The 21254-nt window shown below is 40.5% G+C and carries 22 protein-coding genes; 17 read left to right on the forward strand and 5 right to left on the reverse strand.

What is annotated here, in order from left to right; translation table 11 throughout:
* Positions 1 to 9: 9 nt before the first annotated feature.
* Positions 10 to 468, reverse strand: a complete 459-nt coding sequence (locus tag CSV63_RS02120; RefSeq protein ID WP_099694329.1) for a chemotaxis protein CheX — start codon at positions 466 to 468, stop codon at positions 10 to 12.
* A gap of 234 nt (positions 469 to 702) precedes the next feature.
* Between CSV63_RS02120 and CSV63_RS02125 the strand changes: the two genes are divergently transcribed.
* The 11 genes from CSV63_RS02125 (at position 703) to CSV63_RS02185 (ending at position 13060) form a co-directional block, all read left to right on the forward strand.
* Positions 703 to 4296, forward strand: a complete 3594-nt coding sequence (locus tag CSV63_RS02125) for a dynamin family protein (protein WP_099694330.1) — start codon at positions 703 to 705, stop codon at positions 4294 to 4296.
* The gene (locus CSV63_RS02130; RefSeq protein WP_099694331.1) at positions 4293 to 5117 is read left to right on the forward strand and encodes a sulfurtransferase; all 825 of its coding nucleotides are present in this window, start codon (positions 4293 to 4295) and stop codon (positions 5115 to 5117) included. The genes CSV63_RS02125 and CSV63_RS02130 overlap by 4 nt, the downstream gene beginning before the upstream one ends.
* 6 nt (positions 5118 to 5123) lie before the next feature.
* Entirely contained in the window at positions 5124 to 5723 is a 600-nt protein-coding gene (locus CSV63_RS02135) for a metallophosphoesterase family protein (protein ID WP_099694332.1), read from the forward strand.
* A 192-nt stretch (positions 5724 to 5915) separates the two neighbouring features.
* Positions 5916 to 6107: a hypothetical protein gene (locus CSV63_RS02140; RefSeq protein WP_099694333.1), complete on the forward strand. Its 192-nt coding sequence runs from the start codon at positions 5916 to 5918 to the stop codon at positions 6105 to 6107.
* 86 nt (positions 6108 to 6193) lie between these two features.
* A complete protein-coding gene (locus CSV63_RS02145; protein WP_099694334.1) occupies positions 6194 to 6634 on the forward strand; it encodes a terpene synthase in 441 nt (146 codons plus the stop codon).
* A gap of 471 nt (positions 6635 to 7105) precedes the next feature.
* Positions 7106 to 7336, forward strand: a complete 231-nt coding sequence (locus tag CSV63_RS02150) for a hypothetical protein (RefSeq protein WP_099694335.1) — start codon at positions 7106 to 7108, stop codon at positions 7334 to 7336.
* An 88-nt stretch (positions 7337 to 7424) separates the two neighbouring features.
* Positions 7425 to 7958: an RDD family protein gene (locus CSV63_RS02155; protein WP_099694336.1), complete on the forward strand. Its 534-nt coding sequence runs from the start codon at positions 7425 to 7427 to the stop codon at positions 7956 to 7958.
* 435 nt (positions 7959 to 8393) lie between these two features.
* Positions 8394 to 8864 (forward strand): hypothetical protein, encoded by a 471-nt coding sequence (locus tag CSV63_RS02160; RefSeq protein WP_099694337.1) that lies wholly within the window; start codon positions 8394 to 8396, stop codon positions 8862 to 8864.
* 786 nt (positions 8865 to 9650) lie between these two features.
* Complete coding sequence (gene yghU / locus CSV63_RS02170) at positions 9651 to 10439, forward strand: glutathione-dependent disulfide-bond oxidoreductase (RefSeq protein WP_099694339.1); 789 nt, start codon at positions 9651 to 9653, stop codon at positions 10437 to 10439.
* A gap of 923 nt (positions 10440 to 11362) precedes the next feature.
* Positions 11363 to 12277, forward strand: a complete 915-nt coding sequence (locus CSV63_RS02180; RefSeq protein ID WP_099694341.1) for an ABC transporter ATP-binding protein — start codon at positions 11363 to 11365, stop codon at positions 12275 to 12277.
* A 12-nt stretch (positions 12278 to 12289) separates the two neighbouring features.
* Complete coding sequence (locus CSV63_RS02185; RefSeq protein WP_099694342.1) at positions 12290 to 13060, forward strand: ABC transporter permease; 771 nt, start codon at positions 12290 to 12292, stop codon at positions 13058 to 13060.
* Positions 13061 to 13725: 665 nt separating this feature from the next.
* On the opposite strand, the gene CSV63_RS02190 is transcribed toward CSV63_RS02185, so the two are convergent.
* On the reverse strand, positions 13726 to 14127 hold the full coding sequence (locus CSV63_RS02190) for a reverse transcriptase-like protein (RefSeq protein ID WP_099694636.1): 402 nt from the start codon (positions 14125 to 14127) through the stop codon (positions 13726 to 13728).
* Between the two features lie 109 nt (positions 14128 to 14236).
* Here CSV63_RS02190 and CSV63_RS02195 point away from each other — a divergent pair, with 109 nt between their 5' ends.
* On the forward strand, positions 14237 to 14434 hold the full coding sequence (locus CSV63_RS02195) for a zinc-finger domain-containing protein (RefSeq protein ID WP_085133446.1): 198 nt from the start codon (positions 14237 to 14239) through the stop codon (positions 14432 to 14434).
* 76 nt (positions 14435 to 14510) lie between these two features.
* Here CSV63_RS02195 and CSV63_RS02200 read toward each other — a convergent pair whose 3' ends face one another.
* On the reverse strand, positions 14511 to 14723 hold the full coding sequence (locus CSV63_RS02200; RefSeq protein WP_083035681.1) for a cold-shock protein: 213 nt from the start codon (positions 14721 to 14723) through the stop codon (positions 14511 to 14513).
* 245 nt (positions 14724 to 14968) lie between these two features.
* On the opposite strand from CSV63_RS02200, the gene CSV63_RS02205 reads away from it, so the two are divergent.
* A complete protein-coding gene (locus tag CSV63_RS02205) occupies positions 14969 to 15346 on the forward strand; it encodes a CidA/LrgA family holin-like protein (RefSeq protein WP_099694343.1) in 378 nt (125 codons plus the stop codon).
* Entirely contained in the window at positions 15343 to 16035 is a 693-nt protein-coding gene (locus tag CSV63_RS02210) for an LrgB family protein (RefSeq protein ID WP_099694344.1), read from the forward strand. Before CSV63_RS02205 ends, CSV63_RS02210 begins: the two co-directional genes overlap by 4 nt.
* 13 nt (positions 16036 to 16048) lie before the next feature.
* Here the strand turns inward: CSV63_RS02210 and CSV63_RS02215 are convergent, their stop codons facing one another.
* Both CSV63_RS02215 and CSV63_RS02220 read right to left on the reverse strand, forming a co-directional pair.
* Positions 16049 to 16588, reverse strand: a complete 540-nt coding sequence (locus tag CSV63_RS02215) for a transcription repressor NadR (RefSeq protein WP_099694345.1) — start codon at positions 16586 to 16588, stop codon at positions 16049 to 16051.
* Between the two features lie 16 nt (positions 16589 to 16604).
* Complete coding sequence (locus tag CSV63_RS02220) at positions 16605 to 17756, reverse strand: IscS subfamily cysteine desulfurase (RefSeq protein ID WP_099694346.1); 1152 nt, start codon at positions 17754 to 17756, stop codon at positions 16605 to 16607.
* Positions 17757 to 17864: 108 nt separating this feature from the next.
* On the opposite strand from CSV63_RS02220, the gene nadC reads away from it, so the two are divergent.
* The 3 genes from nadC (at position 17865) to proB (ending at position 21252) form a co-directional block, all read left to right on the forward strand.
* Positions 17865 to 18728, forward strand: coding sequence for a carboxylating nicotinate-nucleotide diphosphorylase (gene nadC / locus CSV63_RS02225; RefSeq protein ID WP_099694347.1), 864 nt, complete (start codon positions 17865 to 17867; stop codon positions 18726 to 18728).
* Positions 18719 to 19828 (forward strand): quinolinate synthase NadA, encoded by a 1110-nt coding sequence (nadA, locus tag CSV63_RS02230; RefSeq protein WP_099694348.1) that lies wholly within the window; start codon positions 18719 to 18721, stop codon positions 19826 to 19828. Before nadC ends, nadA begins: the two co-directional genes overlap by 10 nt.
* 332 nt (positions 19829 to 20160) lie before the next feature.
* On the forward strand, positions 20161 to 21252 hold the full coding sequence (gene proB, locus CSV63_RS02235) for a glutamate 5-kinase (protein WP_099694349.1): 1092 nt from the start codon (positions 20161 to 20163) through the stop codon (positions 21250 to 21252).
* Positions 21253 to 21254 lie beyond the last annotated feature (2 nt).

Genomic DNA, 21254 nt, shown 5'->3' on the forward strand with positions numbered 1-21254 from the left:
TTTTGGCTGTCATCGTTCTTCGTCAATGGTGAGCAATAAATTTAACATTTGGCCATCTTCAAATTTTACGGGAATTTTAAATGCTTGCTTGAAGCCATAAAACTTTGTTTGCCCCGTCATGACAGTAGGTGGTGAAATATCTAGCGTCAAATCTGCTTTTTCCAATACTGTACATAGATTTCCGGCAATCATATTTCCGAGTTCCCCAGTGAAAGACTCAGCCATTTCCCCTTCGATTTGCATACCGAACATGGCGAGGCCAATTTCACTAATAATGGAATGCGTAGGCTCTACAATTAAACGACCTTTAATATCTCCAATTAGACCGATCAACACACTGATTTCGCGTTGTTCGTACGGCTGTTGTATGAGGGCGGGGGATAGTACTTGGAATTTCAATGGAACTACAGTAGTGAGTGAAGCAATCGTTGCATTTAAAACTTTTTGTACATTTGCTGCTGTATCCATCTAAAGAAACACCCTTTCACGAATAGTTTGGTAGTGCAATCATATCACTAGGAGTATCTAAAAGACTAGACAAATTTTATGAAAGTAGCCAGTTCCTCACTATTTATTCGATTTCTTCAAGGTTAGCTGTATACTGGTTCTTCTATTTAAAAAGTAATACTTATAAAGTAACTATCTATTTTTTCACGCATTAATGGTATGATGGGATGAGTTAAAATTGAAAGGACGACGATTATGTCTACAAACAATGAATTTTTACAGCAATCTGCTACATATGGACAAATTTTTTCCAACAATGAAGATGATGAACGCAAAGCAAAGACGACATTACTTGCTAATAAAATAATCGATAAAGAATATACGATTGCTTTTGCTGGACACTTTTCAGCGGGAAAGTCTTCGACAATTAATGCATTAACAGGCGACGATCTCTTACCGTCAAGCCCTATTCCGACAAGTGCGAATATTGTGAAGGTACATAAGGCGGATGAAGATTATGCTATTATCCACCGTGTGGATGGAAGTGCTGTGAAATTCAGCGGCCATGGGTTCTCTGAAGGTGTGAAAGCGTACAGTAAGGACGGGGCTGAAGTTTCATTGGTTGAAATCGGCCACACAGAATCCAAGTTACCGGAAGGGATTACGGTAATGGATACACCAGGCGTCGACTCGACAGATGATGCACATAGACTATCGACAGAGTCTTCATTGCACTTAGCGGATCTTGTCTTCTATACGATGGATTACAACCATGTACAATCTGAAATGAACTTCCGATTCACAAAAGAATTAATGCGCTATAATCGTAACGTTTATTTAATTATTAATCAGATCGATAAGCACCGCGACAGTGAATTATCATTTGATGAGTTCAAAAAATCCGTCGAAGATTCGTTCAAGTTATGGGGGGTAGAACCAAAAGGGATTTTCTACACGTCATTAAAACAACTGGATCACCCACATAATGATTTTGAAAAAGTCAAAGCGATCGTTGATGGTTCGATCGAACACCGAGAAGAGAATTTTGAACAAAATATCGAGCAATCTTTATTGAAACTAAAAGATGAGCATATGAAATATCTTCAACAGCAAGTCGATGACTTGAAGGAGAATTATTCGGAAATCCTCAGCGAATCCGAGTGGGGGCAGTTTGAAGAGTTAAATCAAGATTTGAAAGATGCGAAAAAACGACTAGAATTAGTTTCGGGTGACGAATTCTATGTGAATTTCGAGAAAGAACGCAATGAATTATTGTCGAACGCAGGACTGGCGCCGTTTGAAACGAGAGAATTACTGAAAGACCATTTGGAAGCCAAGTCACCAAAATTCAAAGTAGGTTTACTATTTGGTGCAAAGAAGACAGCGGAAGAGCGCGAAAGACGTCGTCAAAAGCTAGATGACAACATTTCAGGTCTGGCGCATACACAAATCGAAATTTATATGAAAGCGTTGATGAAGAGTTCATTAAAGCAAGCCGGCATCTTAACCGATGAGCGTTCACTAGCGATTGATAATATGGATCTGACACTACCGTTTGACGAAGTGGATGAGCAACTGCATGTGCAAGAAGTGATCACTGGCGAAACCATTTTGAATTATGCAGAGCAAATGAAGCGTGCCATACATTTAGTGTATAAACGTAAAACGGATAAGTGGAAACAAGAGATGTCCGTCATCGCGAAAGAATCGGGGAGTGAGCAATCGGGACCTCTCGTTGAAACAATTGCTGTACTGCAAGAGAAAGTAGACGCACTAAAAGAAATGAATAAGTGGCAAGAACGTATGGAGTGGGTCGATAAAGAAATCGCCAATCCATCTGCGCCGACACGTATGGGCCGCGATCAACTGGTTACGGAGTGGGAAAAGCCTAAGAAAATCGAAACTATTGATTATGTAGCAAAAGTAGAAGAGCAAGAAGCGATTGTTGAAGAAGTAGAAGAAGTAGTGGAAGAAGAACATCAATTGGTCGATTCAGATAAAGCCATTATACATGCACAGCACATCGCCGAATCGGTCGAGGCGATTCCTGGATTTGCAGAAACAGCATCGTATTTGATGACGAAAGCAGACCGCCTAAAAGGACAGGAATTCACAGTTGCATTGTTTGGCGCATTCAGTGCGGGGAAATCTTCATTCTCTAACGCGTTGATTGGCGAAAAAGTGTTACCCGTATCACCAAACCCTACAACGGCTGCAATCAACCGAATTCGCCCAGTAAGTGAAACCCATTTGCATAATACTGCGGATATTCACTTGAAAGATGAAGCAACGATGACTGAAGACGTAGCGTTGTCTTTCGGTGCACTCGGTATCACGATTTCTTCACTAGAAGATGCCTTCAATAAAACAGATGTTGCTATGAAGCAACCACTTGAAGACGAGAACTTGCACATCCATAAATCGTTCATCAGCGCATTCCAAAGAGGATACCCTCTTTATACGCCTGCACTAGGAACGACGTTGACGGTAGAGCGTGAAGAGTTTACGAAATTCGTTGCACAAGAAGAACGTAGCTGTTTCGTCGATTCCATTGATTTCTTCTATGACTGCCCATTGACTCGTCACGGTATCACATTGGTGGATACACCGGGAGCAGATTCCATCAACGCGCGTCATACCGACGTAGCGTTTGAATATATTCGTAATGCCGATGCGATTCTTTTCGTAACATACTATAATCATGCATTCGCACGTGCTGATCGTGAATTCCTTATCCAGCTGGGCCGTGTGAAAGACGCATTCGAACTCGATAAAATGTTCTTTATCGTCAATGCGATCGATCTTGCTTCAAATGAAGAAGAAGGTGAAGAAGTAAAAGGCTTTGTTGCCAATGAATTGCAGAAATTTGGAATCCGCAATCCGCGCGTTCACGGTATTTCAAGCCTTGAGGCACTGGAAGGCAAGTTAACACAACAACCGAATGCATTAATGGTCGATTTTGAAGAGAAATTTTATTCATTCCTTGAGCATGATTTGCGTGCGCAAGTCGTACAGGCATTGGAAGAAGAAACGACGAAAACGATCGATCGTCTAGCTTCATTAATCGACAGAACGATCCAAAACCGCTCACGTAAGGCGGAAAGACTGGAAGAGCTTGCGGCTGCTGAAGTAGCAATAAAAGAGCGCTTTGAAAAGAGTGCTAGGAAGATCTTAGTGAAATCTACTCAAGATGAATTAAGTGAACTCGTCTACTATATTTTACAACGTGTATTCTTACGTTTCGGTGATTTCTTCAAAGAAGGATACAGTCCGTCCACTTTTGCGAAAAATTCATCGGATAAAGCATTGAAAATCGCGTTGGCGGAAACAGTCAATATGGTAGGCTTTGACTTGACACAGGAATTGAAAGTAACGAATTTGCGTATTCTTCAATACATGAAGAAACAATTGCTAGAACGTCAGCGTATGGAAGTTCGTTCATTATCCGATATGGACCAGTCCATCGTGCCTTCGCCATACGAGCCGAACGATAAAGATATGTTGTCATTTGAAACACCATATGAAGATCCCATGGTGTACAGCGCAGTGAATAAATCGTTCAAAAATCAAAAGTCGTTCTTTGAACGTGGCGATCGGGATATCTTGAAAGTGAAGCTAGAAGAAATATTGAAAAAAGATGCATCCAGCTATCTTGGCGATCAGAAAGAACGTATTGAAAAGTGGGCAGACTTATGGATTGAAGACGAAGCAGAAGCGTTACGCGTTCATTTATTACAGGAAAGTCTTGTGCAAATTGAATCAGAGCGTACATTGCTCGATGGTTCGGAGCAGCTGGAACAATGGCAGAAAATCTATGAACAAATCCGTCAAGAGGAGTTGGTTCAATGACACAAGTATTTGTATCTATTCACGATATAGAGACAAGTCACGCGAAATGGATCGATGCGCGCTTTTCATTGCAAGATGAAAAGCAGGGGAAACTCGATTATCAAAAAGAACATGTAAAAGGCGCGGTTCATTGGGATTTAGAAGAAGACCTATCCGGGACTTCTGTAGAAGGTGGACGTCATCCATTGCCTTCTGCTGAACAACTGACTGAACTGTTTCGTAATAGTGGACTGGAACGTACAGATACGATTTTGATCTATGACGAGGGTGGCGGTCCATTCGCAACACGCGCTTGGTGGATGTTGCAGTATGGAGGTTTTACGAATGTACATGTCGTAACGGAAAGTTATACAGAATTACGCAAAATAGTAGATGTAACATCTGATCCTGCTACGCCTGTGCGGTCGACGGTAGAACCAGATTGGCAAAAGCATCTATACGCTAGCAGAAGTGAAGTCGAAGAAGTTGTGGCGGGTAATCGACCGTCTCAACTTGTCGACGCACGCTCTGAAGTTCGCTACCGCGGGGAAAAAGAGCCGCTCTATCATAAAGCAGGCCATATACCGACAGCGCGAAACTTCGATTGGGAACAATTGAAGAGAGACGGACAGTATGATGTGCAGCACGCAAAAGAACAATTACAAAAGATCGTCACGCCTGAAGACGATGTGATCGTCTACTGTGGCAGCGGTGTTACGGCTTCCCCTTTATTCGCGGCACTTAAAGAACTGGATTATCCAAATGTAAAACTATATGTCGGCAGTTTCAGCGACTGGATTTCCCGAGATGACGCGCCAATTGAAACCGCAATAAGGGGTTGATAGACGATGCTATTTGCGTTGCTAGGGGATATTCATTCATCTAAAGAAGATTTGCAAGCCGTACTGGCACATATTACTGATCAAGCACCTGACGCAACTATCATCGGGACAGGTGATTTGTACGAATGCACGGTCAGTAAAAAAGACCTTCATGGGCAGATTTATCCTACTGTTGAAGAAGTGATTAAATATCCGGAAGGCGTCGATGAGCTGTTAACCTTTCCATCGATCTATGGTAATCAAGAAGAACGTATTCTGTTGCTGACAAAGCAACCGGAACCTATACGGGACTTCTTGAATGGCTTGCCTGAAACGCTAGTCGCTGATGAAGCGACCATCATTCATGGTCACCAGTGGCCGCATAACGAAGCTGAAGCATGGCTAGCTGAGCATCTACCTGAAGCACAATTGGTCTTTCATGGACATACCCACCAATCAGGCTTCACAAGTGATGGACAATCTGTGCCGATTAGCTGGAATAACGAGCTGCTGATTGTGGGAACTCGAACTGTTGTCAATGTAGGTGCCGTAGTAGGCTTTCGAGAATGGGTGCTATATGATTCTGAAAAACAAAATGTTAGATTTATGAAAGCGTTAAGAGGCTAAAAGGTTTGATGTCTGTCCCGTTTAGTTGAGTAGTGAATAGTAAACTAACAAGTGAAGCACCGCATGTTGCGGTGCTTTTTTATTTCGAAATATATTTGGATATCCTTGGTATAATGTTGTTGAAGTGTAGTGAGTTTTTAGCGTTAAATAAATGTGGCATTTTGTAATATAAACCGTGAGGAGGAAGGTCCAATGAGAATAAGAGCGATTTTTATTGGTGATGTTAGATTTGATCAATGCCCAGTTTTTGAATTGAATAACGAAACAAACTACTTTGAAATGATAATCGACAAAGAGATTAGATATGAAAAAGTAGTAGTTGAAGAAGATGAAGAATTTTTGATTTTTGAAATTGAAAATGATATTGCAACAATAAAGAATTAATAAAGCATATAGTTGCAGTTGTGGAAGTTGAATTGTTCACGAAACGGACCATATACGGTCTAAATTTATACTAGGATAGGTGGAAAATGATTTCGATTGATAGAAAATTAAGATTAAGGGATTTGGAGATTTTTCGCTTTTTAAAAGATAATGTAGTATTAGCTTATGTCATCATCGAAGATACTAGGAAACCTTATACAGCGGAAGACAAAAAGCTAGATCCTCTTTGTTTCTTAGATGAAGAAGACTTGAATAAAATAGTTAATGTGTTTGAAATTTATTTTTTAAGTGATGAACCTTTAAAAAGAGATGATTCGGTAATGTTAAGAGAGTTTTTCGTGGAATTAGTTAACAATAGTTATTTTACAAATTACATTACAAAAGAATATGTAGATGAAAAACTATACGAGTATGCAGACGATATTTGCAACACTGAAACTTATCAAAGAATGTTGGAGGTCGTGGGATCTTCATACAAAATCCGAAATATCCATACTGGATGTTGGTTGCATTTATCTCAAGACTAATCCGTGGAAGACATGATTACCAAATTTTACTGAAACTATCAAGTCCTTCAGTCACTGATACCGCTGCAAAAGGGTGCGATTGTATCTTGAGTAGTCGTGCTGGTGCCACAATAGGGCCATTTTGTGAAAGTTATTTTTAAAAATGAAGTTAAAACAAAATTTAAGTAAAGGGATGCGAAAGAAGTGGAAATAAACGATTTTCAAGTTACACCAGAAAAGCTGAAAGGTAAGATAGTGTCCGATATTGCGGTTACTCTCAACGCTGTAGTTATAAAGTTTACAGATAAGACGTATTTAGACATCTATCTCGATGAGTCAGCACAATCATTAAAAACATCTACTAACAAGCTAGAAGATTAAAAGTTTCAACAAATCACCTAATACTTTTAGTGCGATCGCTTAAAAAAAGATTGCATTTAGATCACGTAAACGGGCCATTAAGCGTAGGAAGTCTGTGAAAGAGGTGTAACAATGGAAAAGTTTATAAGCTTTTTAGAAAAACTAGAAAGTAATAAGATTTACTACACTTTAGACAAAACTAGAGACGAGTATGTAAGGGTTGATATTTCGGTTCCTGGTGAAAGATGGGAAGTTGAGTTTGCTGCTGAAGATGGTGATATTGTTGTTGAGCGATTTAAGAGTGTAGGAGACGTAGAAGGAGAAGAAGCTATAAAATATTTGTTTGATAACTTCACGGATTAAACAATCGGGTGCGATTGTGGCACAAACTTTATGCTATTAACAGGCCAGATTATTTAATTAAAGGTTAGTGATAAAGGAGGCAAATATTGTGTCTTATGCGCCATTTAAAAAACGTATATATGCGTTCCTTTTAGATTATCTTGTTATCGCTGTATATGGAATATTTGTTGTAGGTACCATTTCGTTTGTATTCCGTCCATATATTGAATCGCTATTTTCAGGTTCGCCAGTAACAGCTGAACTTACAGGTTTTTTTATGGTCACATTGCCGATTTCTCTCTATTTCATTTTGTGTGAGTGTTCTAAATGGCAAGGAACATTTGGAAAGAGGAAAATGGGCATCTGCGTTGTTGACCGTTTCGGCCAGCGTATTAGAATTAGCCGTTCTGCTGTTCGAACAGCTGTTAAGTTTCTTCCTTGGGAGATTGCCCACTTTGGTGTATGGCGATTAATGCTTCCATCAAGCCTTTCTGAAATTACTGTTTATATAATCCTAAACGTTGTCAATCTAGCAATATTAACATATCTAATAATTCCCTTCACAAATAAAAAAAAGAAAAATGTTTATGATTGGGCTGCAGGCACAGAAGTGATTCATTGGCATAAGTCGAGTAGCCCTTAATAAAATAGTGACACTTCCACAAAAGGGTGCATCAATCGTGCCATGTTAGTTCAATAGGAAATTAAAGAATTTCCAATAAGAAACTAGGGTTTTCAGCTGTGATTTACAGTAAATAAATTAAGAGAGTGTGGATACTATATGAAATATTTGTTCTTGACAATTTTGGGGGCAGTCTTTGCTTGGATAGTTCTTAGCTTTATTTTGAAAGATTGGGATCAGGAGGGGCTTACGATTCTAATCATAGGAATAGTTATTGGATATATTACTAGAAAACAAACTGAAGATAAGCTTTAAACGCAACAGATTCTAAGAACTCCCTCACTAAACTAACGAAGGCTTTAACGGTCGAAAGTTAGTGCCTCTATTGGGCCGAAGAACAGAAATAGTCCACAGTGTATGATCTATAAGTCGTTCAACAACATGAGGAGTATGTATATGAATACTGGAGTTTTGTATTATAAAATTTTTGAAAGAAAAGTACTGGCTACTGATTATATTGAGTGGGCTTTTTATATGTTGCATAATGGAAAATCTACCCCCTCTCTGAATGTACTTGTTTCACTATCAAAACCTCTGAATACTTTTGAAGTAGAAGAATATTTCAACAGGGCTATAACTGAGCTAAACATTGCAATACCTTCTTCCGAGGAAAGTGCGAGACATTATGTCCGATATTTATTAAGAGAAACTATCGACGATCCTAGTAAAGCAATTGATAATGCATATGATATTTATAAAATTGTTCGTGAACATTTCCTCGATGAAGAGCAAGATATTTGGTATGAAATAAGTGAAATGATAGATGACCTTTTGTACGGAGATAATATAAAAGACATTACCCGAACTTCCTTGACAAAATGTATTGTACTTGAATCCGAGCATCAATTGAAAAATGAAGTTCTTTAAGCGGACGTTTGCGAGTGAAGCCTAGCGAGAGGTAGCATATCTTCGCTTTCGACAAGTGAACCACACCCAGCGCGAAAGGGTGTGGTTCACCGCCCGATAGGACACGCATCCGGCTGCAAAGTAGATCAACGGTTTCCAACCATAAATCTATAATTGAGCGCGTTTGTTAAACAATCTTCAAACATAGTATTCACTACAATAAAACGAAATGAAGTGAATGGAGGTAAGCCCTTGTTAGCAGAACAGTTCTATAACCAAGTAGGAAAATCGCGAAATACATTTCTACTATTCGCGGCTTTAAACCTTCTCATCCTATCGGGAATATCATTTACGTTTGTAATTCCAGGTCTGAGAGGGTTTAATTTGTTTTTTGTAGTTTTGACATTACTAATGTATTTTATTGTAGCAAACATATTCGTCGACTTATTTAAAGATAGAGTATGGTTTGTTTTTACGATTTGTATAATTTTGATCAGTCTAGGAATGGGTTGGCGTTTATGGCTTGAATCGGGAGAAGTAACTTTAGTTGAACATATGAGTCTGGCAGTTTATATAGGGTATCCAAGTATTAGTGCGATCATCCTGACAATATTTTATATCAGTAGCAATTCCATAGGTAGAAAACGGTCAACTTGTCATTAAGATTGTTGAAGAAGTTTACCTAGTGACCTATTTCTGAGCAAAGTTTAAGATTCATAACGAGAAGCTGATAAACTAAATATTAGGAATGTTTCTCTACTGTTAGTATGATGGAGTTACTAAATAGATAGTAGGAGGAATGTTCAGATGACAAAATATGAATTATCAAACGTGTGGAAGTGGGAAGAAGAGAATTCAAATAGATGGGGGAATCGTCCGACAGCTGGTGAACGTTTTGAACAAAAACTACCGGTCGGAGAGGCACCGTTCCAACTCTATTCACTGGGAACACCGAACGGAATTAAAGTGACGATTATGCTGGAAGAATTAAAAGAGTTGGATGTCGATGGTGCAGATTATGATTTGTATGAAATCAATATTGGAGCCGAAGAACAATTTGGTTCAGATTTCGTCAAGATCAATCCTAATTCTAAGATCCCAGCCTTAGTCGATCAAAGTCAAAGTCCACGTGTGGAAATTTTTGAATCAGGATCGATTTTGCTTTACTTGGCTGAGAAATTCAACAAACTGATCCCGACAGATATTCATGGACGGACAGAAACCCTTAATTGGCTATTCTGGCAAATTGGGTCGGGTCCATATATTGGTGGAGGATTTGGTCACTTTTTTGCTTATGCGCCAGAACCTATGAAATACCCAATTGACCGTTTTACTATGGAAACGAAACGTCAATTAGACTTACTGGATAAAATATTAGCGCAGCGTTCTTACATCGCTGGTGATACCTATACGATTGCAGACATTGCGATATGGTCTTGGTACGGACGTTTAGCTTTAGGAAAATTGTATGAAGGCTCTTATGAATTTTTAAACATGGATGAATATACCCATCTCTTGGAATGGTCTCATCGCATTGCAAAACGACCAGGCGTTCAAAAAGGTCTTGCAGCAGAGTATCAGTCGATTGGAGAGTAGTTTCAAAAAGACATGTGTTGATACTTTTCTTCTTTAATATAGACATGTCCAGGACAACGATATCGTGAATAAGAAGATTGGTTGATTCAACAAGAAGGGTGCAATTCTCGTATAAGAGTTTTGCGCCTTATTTAGTTATAAGCCAAATTCTTGAAGAAGAATCGTTCTCTAGATTGGATCAGTGAGTTCGGTCGTATAGTTAAAAATGAGGGAGATATTACGAATGAATAAAAACGAATGTCCAAAGTGTAACGGTACTGAGTTTGGTGAAGGTACGGATTTTATGGCAGTTAAGCCACTGGACAAAAAGTTATCAGTTGGATCGAATAAAATATTTACCTTCTGTCTGAATTGTGGAGAGGTTGTCTCTACAAGGATTGAAGACCCGAGTAAATTTCGGAAGTGAATTGTAACTCTTATCACTTTATTCATCAAAAGCTGCAGTTATCGTATAAGATTTAAAACTGATTCGAGAAGAGTTTAAAATACGTGACTAACGGGCGTGATTGTGGCACAAATTTCATACTTTCATCTAGGTTAAAACGTCAAGATCTGAAGTTTTCGGGCATCATAATGGAAGAGCGGGTAGGCCGAAACATTATTCGTTAGGTTCAATAGATATTGACGAAAGACTAAATTATGGTTTATCTTTTATGAGAAAGGCTCCTTTTGATAGTGTAGGGAACGGATTTAGCCGTCATCCCTACCCACATTAGGAGTTTTTTGTGTTTTTGTAAGAGTGATTCACCACTTAATCGAATTCTATACTACTATTTACGCCCACACGAAACTATTGGGAAATGCCAAGTTCCAAGACTATTCAGACTGGTGTTGGAACCTGGTACCTTTAATATAGGAGTGGTATACTGGCAAATGGATAATTACATGCAGCTGATTAAAAAGATCGTGAGGAGATAAATAGGATGACATACGCATTAGAAATTAAAGACTTAAAAAAAGTCTATGCTGGTGGTGTCGAGGCTTTGCGTGGCATTGATTTGAAAGTGGAAGAAGGGGACTTTTATGCTCTTTTGGGTCCTAATGGTGCCGGCAAATCTACGACTATCGGGATTGTGACGTCACTCGTCAATAAGACATCAGGAAAAGTGAATGTCTTCGGCTATGATATGGACACGCAGTTAATGCAAGCCAAGCTACAGATCGGTCTAGTTCCCCAAGAGTTCAATTTTAGTCCTTTTGAAACAGTCCGGCAAATTGTGTTGAATCAGGCGGGTTATTACGGCGTATCGAGGAAAGAGGCACTAAAGCGTAGCGAAAAATACTTGAAGCAGTCTGATTTATGGGAGAAACGAAATGTTCAGGCACAGATGCTTTCTGGAGGGATGAAACGCCGACTGATGATCTCACGTGCTTTGATGCACGAACCGCGTCTACTTATCCTTGATGAGCCGACTGCCGGTGTAGACATTGAATTGAGACGAGAGATGTGGACTTTTCTGAAAGAGTTGAATGAAAATGGCACGACGATTATTTTGACAACACATTACTTGGAAGAAGCAGAAATGTTGTGTCGGAACATCGGAATTATTCAAAAAGGGCAGCTGATTGAAGATACTAGTATGAAATCATTGCTCGCTAAGCTCCAGTATGAAACCATTATTTTAGATATCGATTCTTCAGGACAAGCACCAGTGATCAAAGGTTATACTAGTGAACTCATGGACGATGGATCTCTTTCTGTAGAGGTAGCACGTAATCAAGGGATCAACGAAGTGTTTAACCAATTGACAGAACAAGGGATTAAAGTGTTATCTATGCGCAACAAGTCCAATCGATTAGAAGAGTTATTTTTAAAACTTACAGAAGAAACTGCGTAGTGGAGGATACATATGTTTAAATTATATCTAACAGCATTAAAAGGTTTAGCGCTCAAAGAAACGAACCGCTATCTTAGAATCTGGATCCAAACACTGGTTCCGCCAGTTATTACAACTTCTTTGTACTTTATCATTTTTGGAAATTTGATTGGTGAACGAATTGGAGAGATGGAAGGTTTCTCCTACATGGAGTTTATAGTTCCTGGATTGATTATGATGTCAGTCATCACCAGTTCCTACTCAAATGTCTCGTCATCATTTTTCTCACAAAAGTTTCAAAAGAACATTGAAGAACTATTAGTCGCTCCCGTACCGACTCATATTATTATCTGGGGCTTTGTAATTGGAGGGATAGGAAGAAGTGTTCTCGTAGGGATACTGGTTACGATGATCTCGCTGTTTTTCGTTCCGTTGCAAGTTCACTCGTGGAGCATTGTCATCTTGACGTTTTTGATGACATCTATTTTGTTCTCTTTGGCAGGACTGTTGAACGGCATTTTTGCAAAATCATTTGACGATGTGTCTATTGTTCCTACGTTTGTTCTTCAGCCATTGACTTACTTAGGTGGCGTGTTCTTTGCCATCTCTATGTTGCCACCCTTTTGGCAGGTAGTATCTCAGTTCAACCCGATTGTTTATATGATATCTGGATTCCGATTTGGGATTCTTGGTGTAATCGATGTTCCGATTTTATTCTCTATACTTATTTCGATTACCTTTGTCATTGTGCTTTATGTAATCAACTGGTATTTGATTGAAAAAGGCCGTGGACTAAGAAGTTAACATCTGTTATCGCGTTCAACTATGCATCATACAGCCTAGGAACAATTCTTAATCCTATCTAGACTTGATACGTTTACAATCGATGAAAGAAGTGTCTAGCAAGTAAAAATATCTGCCTGTGCGTCAAACTTTCTTGAATATTTAAACATTCATGAAAGTTTCTCGCACAGGTTTTTTATGATTATTTCGTACACTAACTTTCGAAACTCAACTAATTAGTGCCGAGACTTTGCGCTTTTTCTAAGCGTGTATTCAAGGGGTACATTTAGTAAGACGTTATTAAACCTTTAAAATGGAAGGAGACTGCTATGAAAGTAAGTGAGTGCAAAATAAAAGATTGAGAAATGAAAAACTAATAGATATAAACAATCGAGTGCATTTGTATAACATGGTTTATTCGTAGTCACTTAGTTGAACTTCGCTACAGCTAGCGACTTTCGAGAGCCGTAACGAAGAACTACTTTTACGAGTGAAGCGCTGATCAACAGGTATCCAACCGTTGTCTCATCACGGGTGCATTTCTCGCATCAGGGCTACCACTCAATCAGGCTGAAACTCCTGCATATAAGGTCGTCATAAAGTACGACCTTTACGAATAAAAATAAAGCGGTAGAAGTACACTCTTTTAGTCGCAGGTTTTCAAATAATAAAACATCTCGCCTAGCTTATCCTTTTTGCTTCTTCTGCATCAAAATCGCTTGTCGCGCAAGCATATCTGCCGTCTTGTTTGTACTGTCGGCAATCCACTTAATAAAGAACATGTCAAACATCGCTGCGAGTCTCAATGCCTCTTTCAAATAAGGTGCATATTGCTCGTTCTTCACAAATTCCTTTTCCATCGACTGCACGACTACCGTCGAATCCGAGCGCATCGACACCATGCCTGTTGTCAGCTTTGAAGCCTCCTCAAGACCTCTCACAAGCGCTTGAAACTCCGCGTGATGATTATTCGTCGGCTCAATCGGCTCACTAATCCGCACGTCCTGACCTTCACCTTTAATATACACACCAATTCCGCTCAACCCCGGATTACCTGCACTTGCACCATCTATGTACACTTCCAACATAAGATTTTCCGCTCCAATCTGGTAATGAATTGTAAAAAACATGGAAACACTTGCAACATCCCGTCGGCCGACTTAAAATAGATAAAAGAAAGGTGGGAGTTCTTTTCCAATGAATAAAGTCGTTGTCATGAAAGAAATTAATCAATTGCTCGATATATATTGTGAAGGTTGTTATGTTAAAAAACAACTTACAAACGAACGCGGCAAAACAGGCGCTCACCAATTTTGTATTTCTGACTGTACAGTAGGAGACCAGCTACAATTCCTTGGGAGAGAAATTAACAAGATCAGTACTGCCTCCAAATAAATAATGAAAAAGCATCCCGCAACTGCGTGGATGCTTTGTTTATGTTATATATTCAGCTGTCTATGTCGAGATGAGGTTACACTTCATCCTCAAGAGTCGATACGTTAGCCGCCTGTGGACCACGATTTCCTTCAATTACTTCAAAAGAAACTGTTTGACCTTCAGCCAGTGTTTTAAATCCATCTGTAGCAATTCCTGTGAAATGCACAAATACATCTTCACCATCATCTGCTTCGATAAATCCATACCCTTTGTCACTGCTGAACCACTTCACTTTACCTTGGTGCATAATAATTCCTCCTCGGCAATTAGAAATCCATCTCCACACGTAACGTGCAAGTGTACTAAGGACAACTTACACAATACGGCTTCTTACACTATACACGAGTAGACCAAGCGTGTCAATGTTAGACGGAATACTCTGATTACTATTCGAAAATAGCAAGGAAAGTATTGGTTTTTTTCTGAATAGTATCTATAATGAAGAAAGATTCATTTTTACTATACTTATGGATTAGGTAAGGAAGTGTTGGAGTGAAAATTGTCATCACGCTTTTGCAAGCAGGGTTTTTATACATACTCTTTCTAACAGGAAAATTTTTACACGAGAAACTCTCCATTCCATTGCCAGGTAGTATTATCGGTTTGCTGTTGTTATGGGGACTGTTATCGATCAAAATCATCCCACTTCGCTGGGTGGAAAAAGGTGCATATGTATTTCTATCGACTTTGCCGCTGTATCTGATTCCCGCAACGGTTGGCGTGATGGATTATGGTCACGTGTTCGCAGGGAAAGGAAGTCTACTGATCTTAATCACAATCGGTAGTACATTTATTACGATGGTCGTCGCCAGTCTGGTCAGCCAATTTATGGCCAAGCGCAATGTGAAAGAGGAGGGGACTCTTTCATGAATACAGTAGTACTTGCCTTCACGATGATCTTATTAACGGTTATTCTTTATTTTGTGATGAACGCGGTCTATGTAAGGTTACGTTCGCCGTTTTTAGTACCCATCTTGACAACGACTATCGCAGTCATTGGATTGTTATCGTTATTCGACGCATCTTATGAAACGTATATGGTAGGTGGTAAATGGATTGACGCGTTGCTCGGCCCTGCCATTGTCTCTCTTTGTATTCCACTCTATAAACAACGGGATGTCATCAAAAAAAATGTGTTGCCTATCTTTGGTGGAGTCGTTGTGGGTGGTATTGTCGGAATGTTAACAGGTGTCCTAGCGGCAAGATGGGTCGGATTTTCGACTGAACTTCTAGCGAGTATTTTACCGAAATCCATTACATCCCCAATTGCCATGCAAATAGCAGAAGAGCTCGGCGGTATTCCTTCACTGGCGACGGTATTCGTTATTATCGCTGGTCTTGCTGGAATCCTTATGGGTCCTTGGATCAATCGCTGGTTTAAGATTGACACAGCGATTGGTCAGGGCATCGGTCTTGGAGTGGGTGCACATGCAATTGGAACCTCTAAATCCCTAGAGTACGGTGAACAAACGTCTTCCATGAGTTCAGTTGCCATGACGTTGTCAGCAATTATCGGCGCGCTTGCAGGCCCTCTATTCGGTATTTGGTTATTTCCATAGAAAAGCGGAATTCCTATTCAATTAGGAATCCCGCTTTTTTTAATGCTTCTTCTGCATCGTGTAGCTGTTCTATTCGTGGAGCGGAAATAGCGTGTAAATGAATCCCGCTATCATCCAAATTCAATAGATAAGGCGCTTGTGCTTGCTGGATCTGTTCGATGAACGTCTTGACTTCTTGCCGGTTCGATACCATGATCGATGCGCGCACATCGCCATACACAGGATGTTCAACACGGACATCTCTTACGGTTACGCCGTGGTCGACTAAAATATTCAACTCTTCCTCAGTTTGTTCAGGAGCATGTTTACAGACGATGATTTTTTCTATGTCTTTTATTTTTTTAGTTGACTGTGTGTATAAATATCCTTGATTCGTCGCCATGATGGGTTCGTCTTTTGCTTTCAATAAATTAATATCACTGACGATTACTTGTCTGCTGACTTTTGTTAAGTCACCTAGTTCTGCACCCGTAACGGGATGATTAGCTTCTTTTAACGTTTGGAGAATCAAATTTCGACGCTGTTCTCCTGCCACTTTTGCTTTTGGTCGCAAATTTTTCACCTTCTATCTATAAAATATCTATCGGGGTTTGTGCTGTATGTGGGAATACCGCGACTTCAAGTAACGCGTTTGCCAATTGAGTGACATTTGCTCGCGTTGATGTCTCGCCAAATGAAATCCGAATGAATCCTTTCGCCAAGTGGGCGGGTATATTCATTGCGCTCATCGTCATAGATGACTGTTGCTGACCAACTTGGCAAGCACTGCCTGTCGACACCGCAAAACCTCTTCTATTTAATTCTAACATAATGAGTTGTCCTTCTGAATGTTTGGTGCATAGACCTATAATGTGCGGAAGTTGTTCAGATGTCTCTAGACTGCCATAGAAAGTGAATACATCTTGCCGGGTAGAGAGTATATCCATAAAGAGAGAGCGTAATGCAGCATACTTTACCTCATTGAGTTTTGCTAGTTCAGCTGCCGCAACGAATGCAGCAATTCCTGGTACATTCACCGTTCCACCCCTGAATCCCTTCTCTTGTGTGGCCCCTGGAAATAACGGAACTGCACGGATGTGTGGATTAATATAGACCGCGCCAACCCCTTTTGGACCGTGCACTTTATGGCTGGATACAGATAAGCTGTCTACATAGGGAGAGATATCACGCACAGATAATTTACCGAATGATTGTACACAGTCACTGTGCAAATAAATCCCTTTAGTTTTTACTAATTCAGATATAGATTGGATCGGTTGAATGGTACCGATTTCTGGATTGCAGTGTTGCACAGATACGACCGTCGTTTGTTCAGTAATAGCATTTTCCAGTGCGTGTAAATCGATAATGCCTTTCGATGTAAAAGGGATCATGGTGATATGGAAGCCTTGCTCTTCAAGGTATGCAGCAGCTGAATGCAGAGAAGGGTGTTCCGCGGCAGAAAGAATAATATGTTGTCCTCTTTTCTTTGCGGACTCAGCTAATGATAGTAGTGCAAGCGTGTTACTTTCCGTACCGCCTGAAGTGAAGTATATTCCTTCAGGACATACACCAAGAAGTGCAGATAGGTGTTGTCTGCTGTGGGTCAAGATGTTTTGCGCAGCTCCTCCCGCATCGTGGAGGCTCGTCGTGTTGCCAAACTGTTGTTGAGAGACTGACACATAGACCGAGGCAGCTTCTTCACGAAGAGGCGTCGTGGCTGCGTAATCAAAGTAATGCAAATGAATGACCTCCTGCAAAAATTAATATATTCATCTTGTCATACAACTGTATATATGTAAAGATAGATGTAAAGACACTATGAAAAGAGAAGGGTCGTAGGAATACAGATGAATAGAATCAAATTGGTCTCAATGCTTGAACAGTTTTTCATAGAAGACGTGGGAGATGGTGATTTGTCTGCTAATTCATTATTTCCTGCAGACGCGGTAGGTGAAATGCAAATCGTCACGAAAACTCCGGGAGTATTTTGCGGGGTAGATGTCATCACGACAGGCTTTCAAGTGATGGATCCTTCTATAGAAGTCACATGTCTCGTAGAAGATGGTGAAAGAATAACGGGTAAGCAAATACTTGCGACGGTAAAAGGGTCTGTTAGGAGTCTATTGACCGCGGAACGAGTAGTGTTGAATTGTATCCAGCGAATGACTGCGATTGCAACGAAGACTGCTGACCTAACCGCATTATTGTCGGGAACAAATACAAGAGTTTGTGATACACGCAAGACAGCACCCGGACTCCGCATGCTAGATAAATATGCAGTTCGTACAGGTGGTGGATTTAATCACCGCAACGGTTTATATGATGCGGTGATGCTAAAAGATAATCACTTGGCTTATGCAGGTTCTATCACGAATGCCGTGCAACTACTGAGAACACAATTAGGGCATACGGTGAAAATAGAAGTAGAAATCGAATCACTAGCGCAACTACAAGAAGCTATTGAGGCAAACGTGGATATTATAATGTTCGATAACCGGACGCCACAACAAATTACCGACTGGTTGCCATTAGTCCCCCCGGATATCATAACTGAAGCTTCCGGCATGATTACAGAAGACACCATCGCTTCGTATGGTGAGACGGGAATTGATTACATATCGGTTGGCGCACTGACACATTCCGTAATTGCAGCTGACATTAGTGCTACTATACAACTTACTACACAGGAGGATAAGAGAATATGTCGATGATGGAACTTCTAAAAGGACAGGCAAACGCTATGTTGCCTGAACAGTATAAACAGTATACGGTGAATGAAATGGAAGAAAAAATTCGAACCATTAAACAAACAATGGGAAACAAGTTATTTATTCCTGGCCATCACTACCAGAAAAATGAAGTCATTCAATTCGCGGATGCTACAGGAGATTCTTTGCAATTAGCACAAATTTGCGCAGCAAACGAAAAAGCGGAACATATTGTGTTTTGCGGCGTGCACTTCATGGCGGAAACAGCGGACATTCTAACAACAGAAAATCAAAAAGTCTATTTGCCTGATATGCGTGCCGGTTGTTCGATGGCTGATATGGCGGACATTTTCCAAACGGAACGCGCATGGAAGGACTTGCAAGCGCGTTTTGGAGATACAATTCTGCCATTGACGTACGTCAATTCAACGGCGGCAATTAAAGCATTCGTCGGCCGTAATGGTGGCGCGACTGTGACTTCGTCAAATGCGAAAGAAATCGTTCAATGGGCATTTACACAGAAAAAACGAATTCTATTCTTACCCGATCAGCATTTAGGACGCAATACAGCGTATGGACTCGGTGTGCCTCTTGATCACATGGCTGTATGGAATCCGATCACGGATACACTCGAATACGATGGACAAAACGAAGAGTGTCAAGTGATATTATGGAAAGGGCATTGCTCGGTTCATGAGAACTTCACGGTAGAAAACATTCGTCAGTTAAGTGAAAATGATCCTGATCGGCGTATTATCGTCCACCCGGAATGTTCACATGAAGTCGTGATGAAGTCTGATGACGCTGGTTCTACGAAGTATATTATTGATCAAATTGAAGCCGCCGCTCCTGGTACGAAATGGGCGATCGGCACGGAAATGAATTTGGTCAACCGTCTGATGGAAAATCATCCCGAGCAAGATATCATTTCCTTAAACCCTTTAATGTGTCCTTGTTTGACAATGAATCGTATCGATTTACCACATCTACTATGGAGTCTTGAAAGTATTATGGAAGGCGCAGAGCAAAATATCATCAAAGTGGATGCAGTGACTTCCGCTGAAGCGATTGATGCGCTTAACCGTATGTTGCAACGAAACTAACGTAGCGCGCTTGACAATTACTCTGAATATTGTATGATTGGGAAAATGATAGTGAATGTTGAAGAAGGACCAGTAGATAAATAGCATGTGTTAGAGAGCGGAATCCATCGGCTGAAAGTTTCCGTCGCAATGCCTTGTCGAACCTGCCTTTTGAGTCCTGTAAAAAAACAGGCGCGGACCTTGGCGTTAAAAGGAAAGTGGGATTCGTGAAGACGAGTCCAATGATGGTGGCACCGCGGAAGTTACGTCCTTTCGTCCTGATTATATCGGGACGATTGGGCTTTTTTATTTTATAAAGATAGATGATATGGAGAAATGGAAGGCGAATTCATATGAAAAGACAACGAATAGTTGTGAAAATCGGTAGCAGCTCGTTAACGAATGATAATGGAGAAATCGATCAGGTAAAATTCAATGATCATGTGGATGCCTTGGCGATGCTAAAAAACGTCGGGCATGAAGTCATTGTCGTCTCTTCAGGAGCGGTGGCGGCAGGCTTTGCCCGTCTCGGATATCCTACCCGTCCCCAGACCATAAAAGGTAAACAAGCCGCAGCGGCAGTCGGGCAGAGTTTATTGATACAGTCCTATATCGAGAGGTTTAGCGCACATCAAGTCATTCCAGCACAGATCTTATTGACGCGTCATGACTTTGCCGATCGCGATCGATACCGCAACGCATTTGCAGCGATGTCTGAATTACTTGATCGTGGTATTATGCCGATCATTAACGAAAATGATACAGTATCCATTGACGAGTTAACGTTCGGTGATAATGATATGTTATCCGCATTGGTCAGTGGTTTTCTACATGCGGATCAGTTGATTATCTTAACCGATGTCGACGGGATCTACACAAGTAATCCACGAACAGATCCAGACGCTGTACGATTGACTAAGTTGGATGAAATCACGGATGAATTATTGGGTGGTGCTGATGATGTTGGCTCAAAAGTCGGTACAGGGGGCATGCGTTCGAAGATACTAGCTGCAAAAACCGCTCACACGTTGGCAGTTCCGGTCTTCATTGGAACAGGACGCGGCCCATCAAAATTGCTAGATATTTTAAAAGGTCATGGAGACGGCACATATATTTCCAGTCCTGTTGCCCATACGATCAATACGAACCGCCAATGGATTGCCCTTCATTCCGAATCAACTGGACGTCTGTACGTGGATAAAGGGGCTGAAGAAGCCATTATGCATAACGGACGCAGTTTATTACCAGCAGGTGTCTTTAAAGTACAGGGTGATTTTGGTATTGGAGAAGTGGTGGAAGTGTTTGGTTTAGATGGTTTGATCGGTAAAGGTGAAGTCACGTATTCGTCTGAGCAATTAAAGCAAACGATATCCGACAAGGATAAACTGGAAGAATCCAAACCAATGCTAGAAGTCATCCACCGTGACCGCTGGGTACAAGTATAATT

It is taken from the genome of Sporosarcina sp. P34, from assembly GCF_002743375.1.
GTDB lineage: Bacteria > Bacillota > Bacilli > Bacillales_A > Planococcaceae > Sporosarcina.

Bases quoted from the DNA above. Each gene is read 5' to 3' on its own strand.
- CSV63_RS02180 (WP_099694341.1), top strand. From the start codon at position 11,363: ATGACATACGCATTAGAAATTAAAGACTTAAAAAAAGTCTATGCTGGT.
- nadC (WP_099694347.1), top strand. From the start codon at position 17,865: ATGAATAGAATCAAATTGGTCTCAATGCTTGAACAGTTTTTCATAGAA.
- CSV63_RS02145 (WP_099694334.1), top strand. From the start codon at position 6,194: ATGATTTCGATTGATAGAAAATTAAGATTAAGGGATTTGGAGATTTTT.
- CSV63_RS02135 (WP_099694332.1), top strand. From the start codon at position 5,124: ATGCTATTTGCGTTGCTAGGGGATATTCATTCATCTAAAGAAGATTTG.
- yghU (WP_099694339.1), top strand. From the start codon at position 9,651: ATGACAAAATATGAATTATCAAACGTGTGGAAGTGGGAAGAAGAGAAT.
- CSV63_RS02190 (WP_099694636.1), bottom strand. From the start codon at position 14,127: ATGTTGGAAGTGTACATAGATGGTGCAAGTGCAGGTAATCCGGGGTTG.
- CSV63_RS02150 (WP_099694335.1), top strand. From the start codon at position 7,106: ATGGAAAAGTTTATAAGCTTTTTAGAAAAACTAGAAAGTAATAAGATT.
- CSV63_RS02125 (WP_099694330.1), top strand. From the start codon at position 703: ATGTCTACAAACAATGAATTTTTACAGCAATCTGCTACATATGGACAA.
- nadA (WP_099694348.1), top strand. From the start codon at position 18,719: ATGTCGATGATGGAACTTCTAAAAGGACAGGCAAACGCTATGTTGCCT.
- CSV63_RS02140 (WP_099694333.1), top strand. From the start codon at position 5,916: ATGAGAATAAGAGCGATTTTTATTGGTGATGTTAGATTTGATCAATGC.
- CSV63_RS02160 (WP_099694337.1), top strand. From the start codon at position 8,394: ATGAATACTGGAGTTTTGTATTATAAAATTTTTGAAAGAAAAGTACTG.
- CSV63_RS02130 (WP_099694331.1), top strand. From the start codon at position 4,293: ATGACACAAGTATTTGTATCTATTCACGATATAGAGACAAGTCACGCG.
- CSV63_RS02195 (WP_085133446.1), top strand. From the start codon at position 14,237: ATGAATAAAGTCGTTGTCATGAAAGAAATTAATCAATTGCTCGATATA.
- CSV63_RS02185 (WP_099694342.1), top strand. From the start codon at position 12,290: ATGTTTAAATTATATCTAACAGCATTAAAAGGTTTAGCGCTCAAAGAA.
- CSV63_RS02210 (WP_099694344.1), top strand. From the start codon at position 15,343: ATGAATACAGTAGTACTTGCCTTCACGATGATCTTATTAACGGTTATT.
- CSV63_RS02200 (WP_083035681.1), bottom strand. From the start codon at position 14,723: ATGCACCAAGGTAAAGTGAAGTGGTTCAGCAGTGACAAAGGGTATGGA.
- CSV63_RS02120 (WP_099694329.1), bottom strand. From the start codon at position 468: ATGGATACAGCAGCAAATGTACAAAAAGTTTTAAATGCAACGATTGCT.
- proB (WP_099694349.1), top strand. From the start codon at position 20,161: ATGAAAAGACAACGAATAGTTGTGAAAATCGGTAGCAGCTCGTTAACG.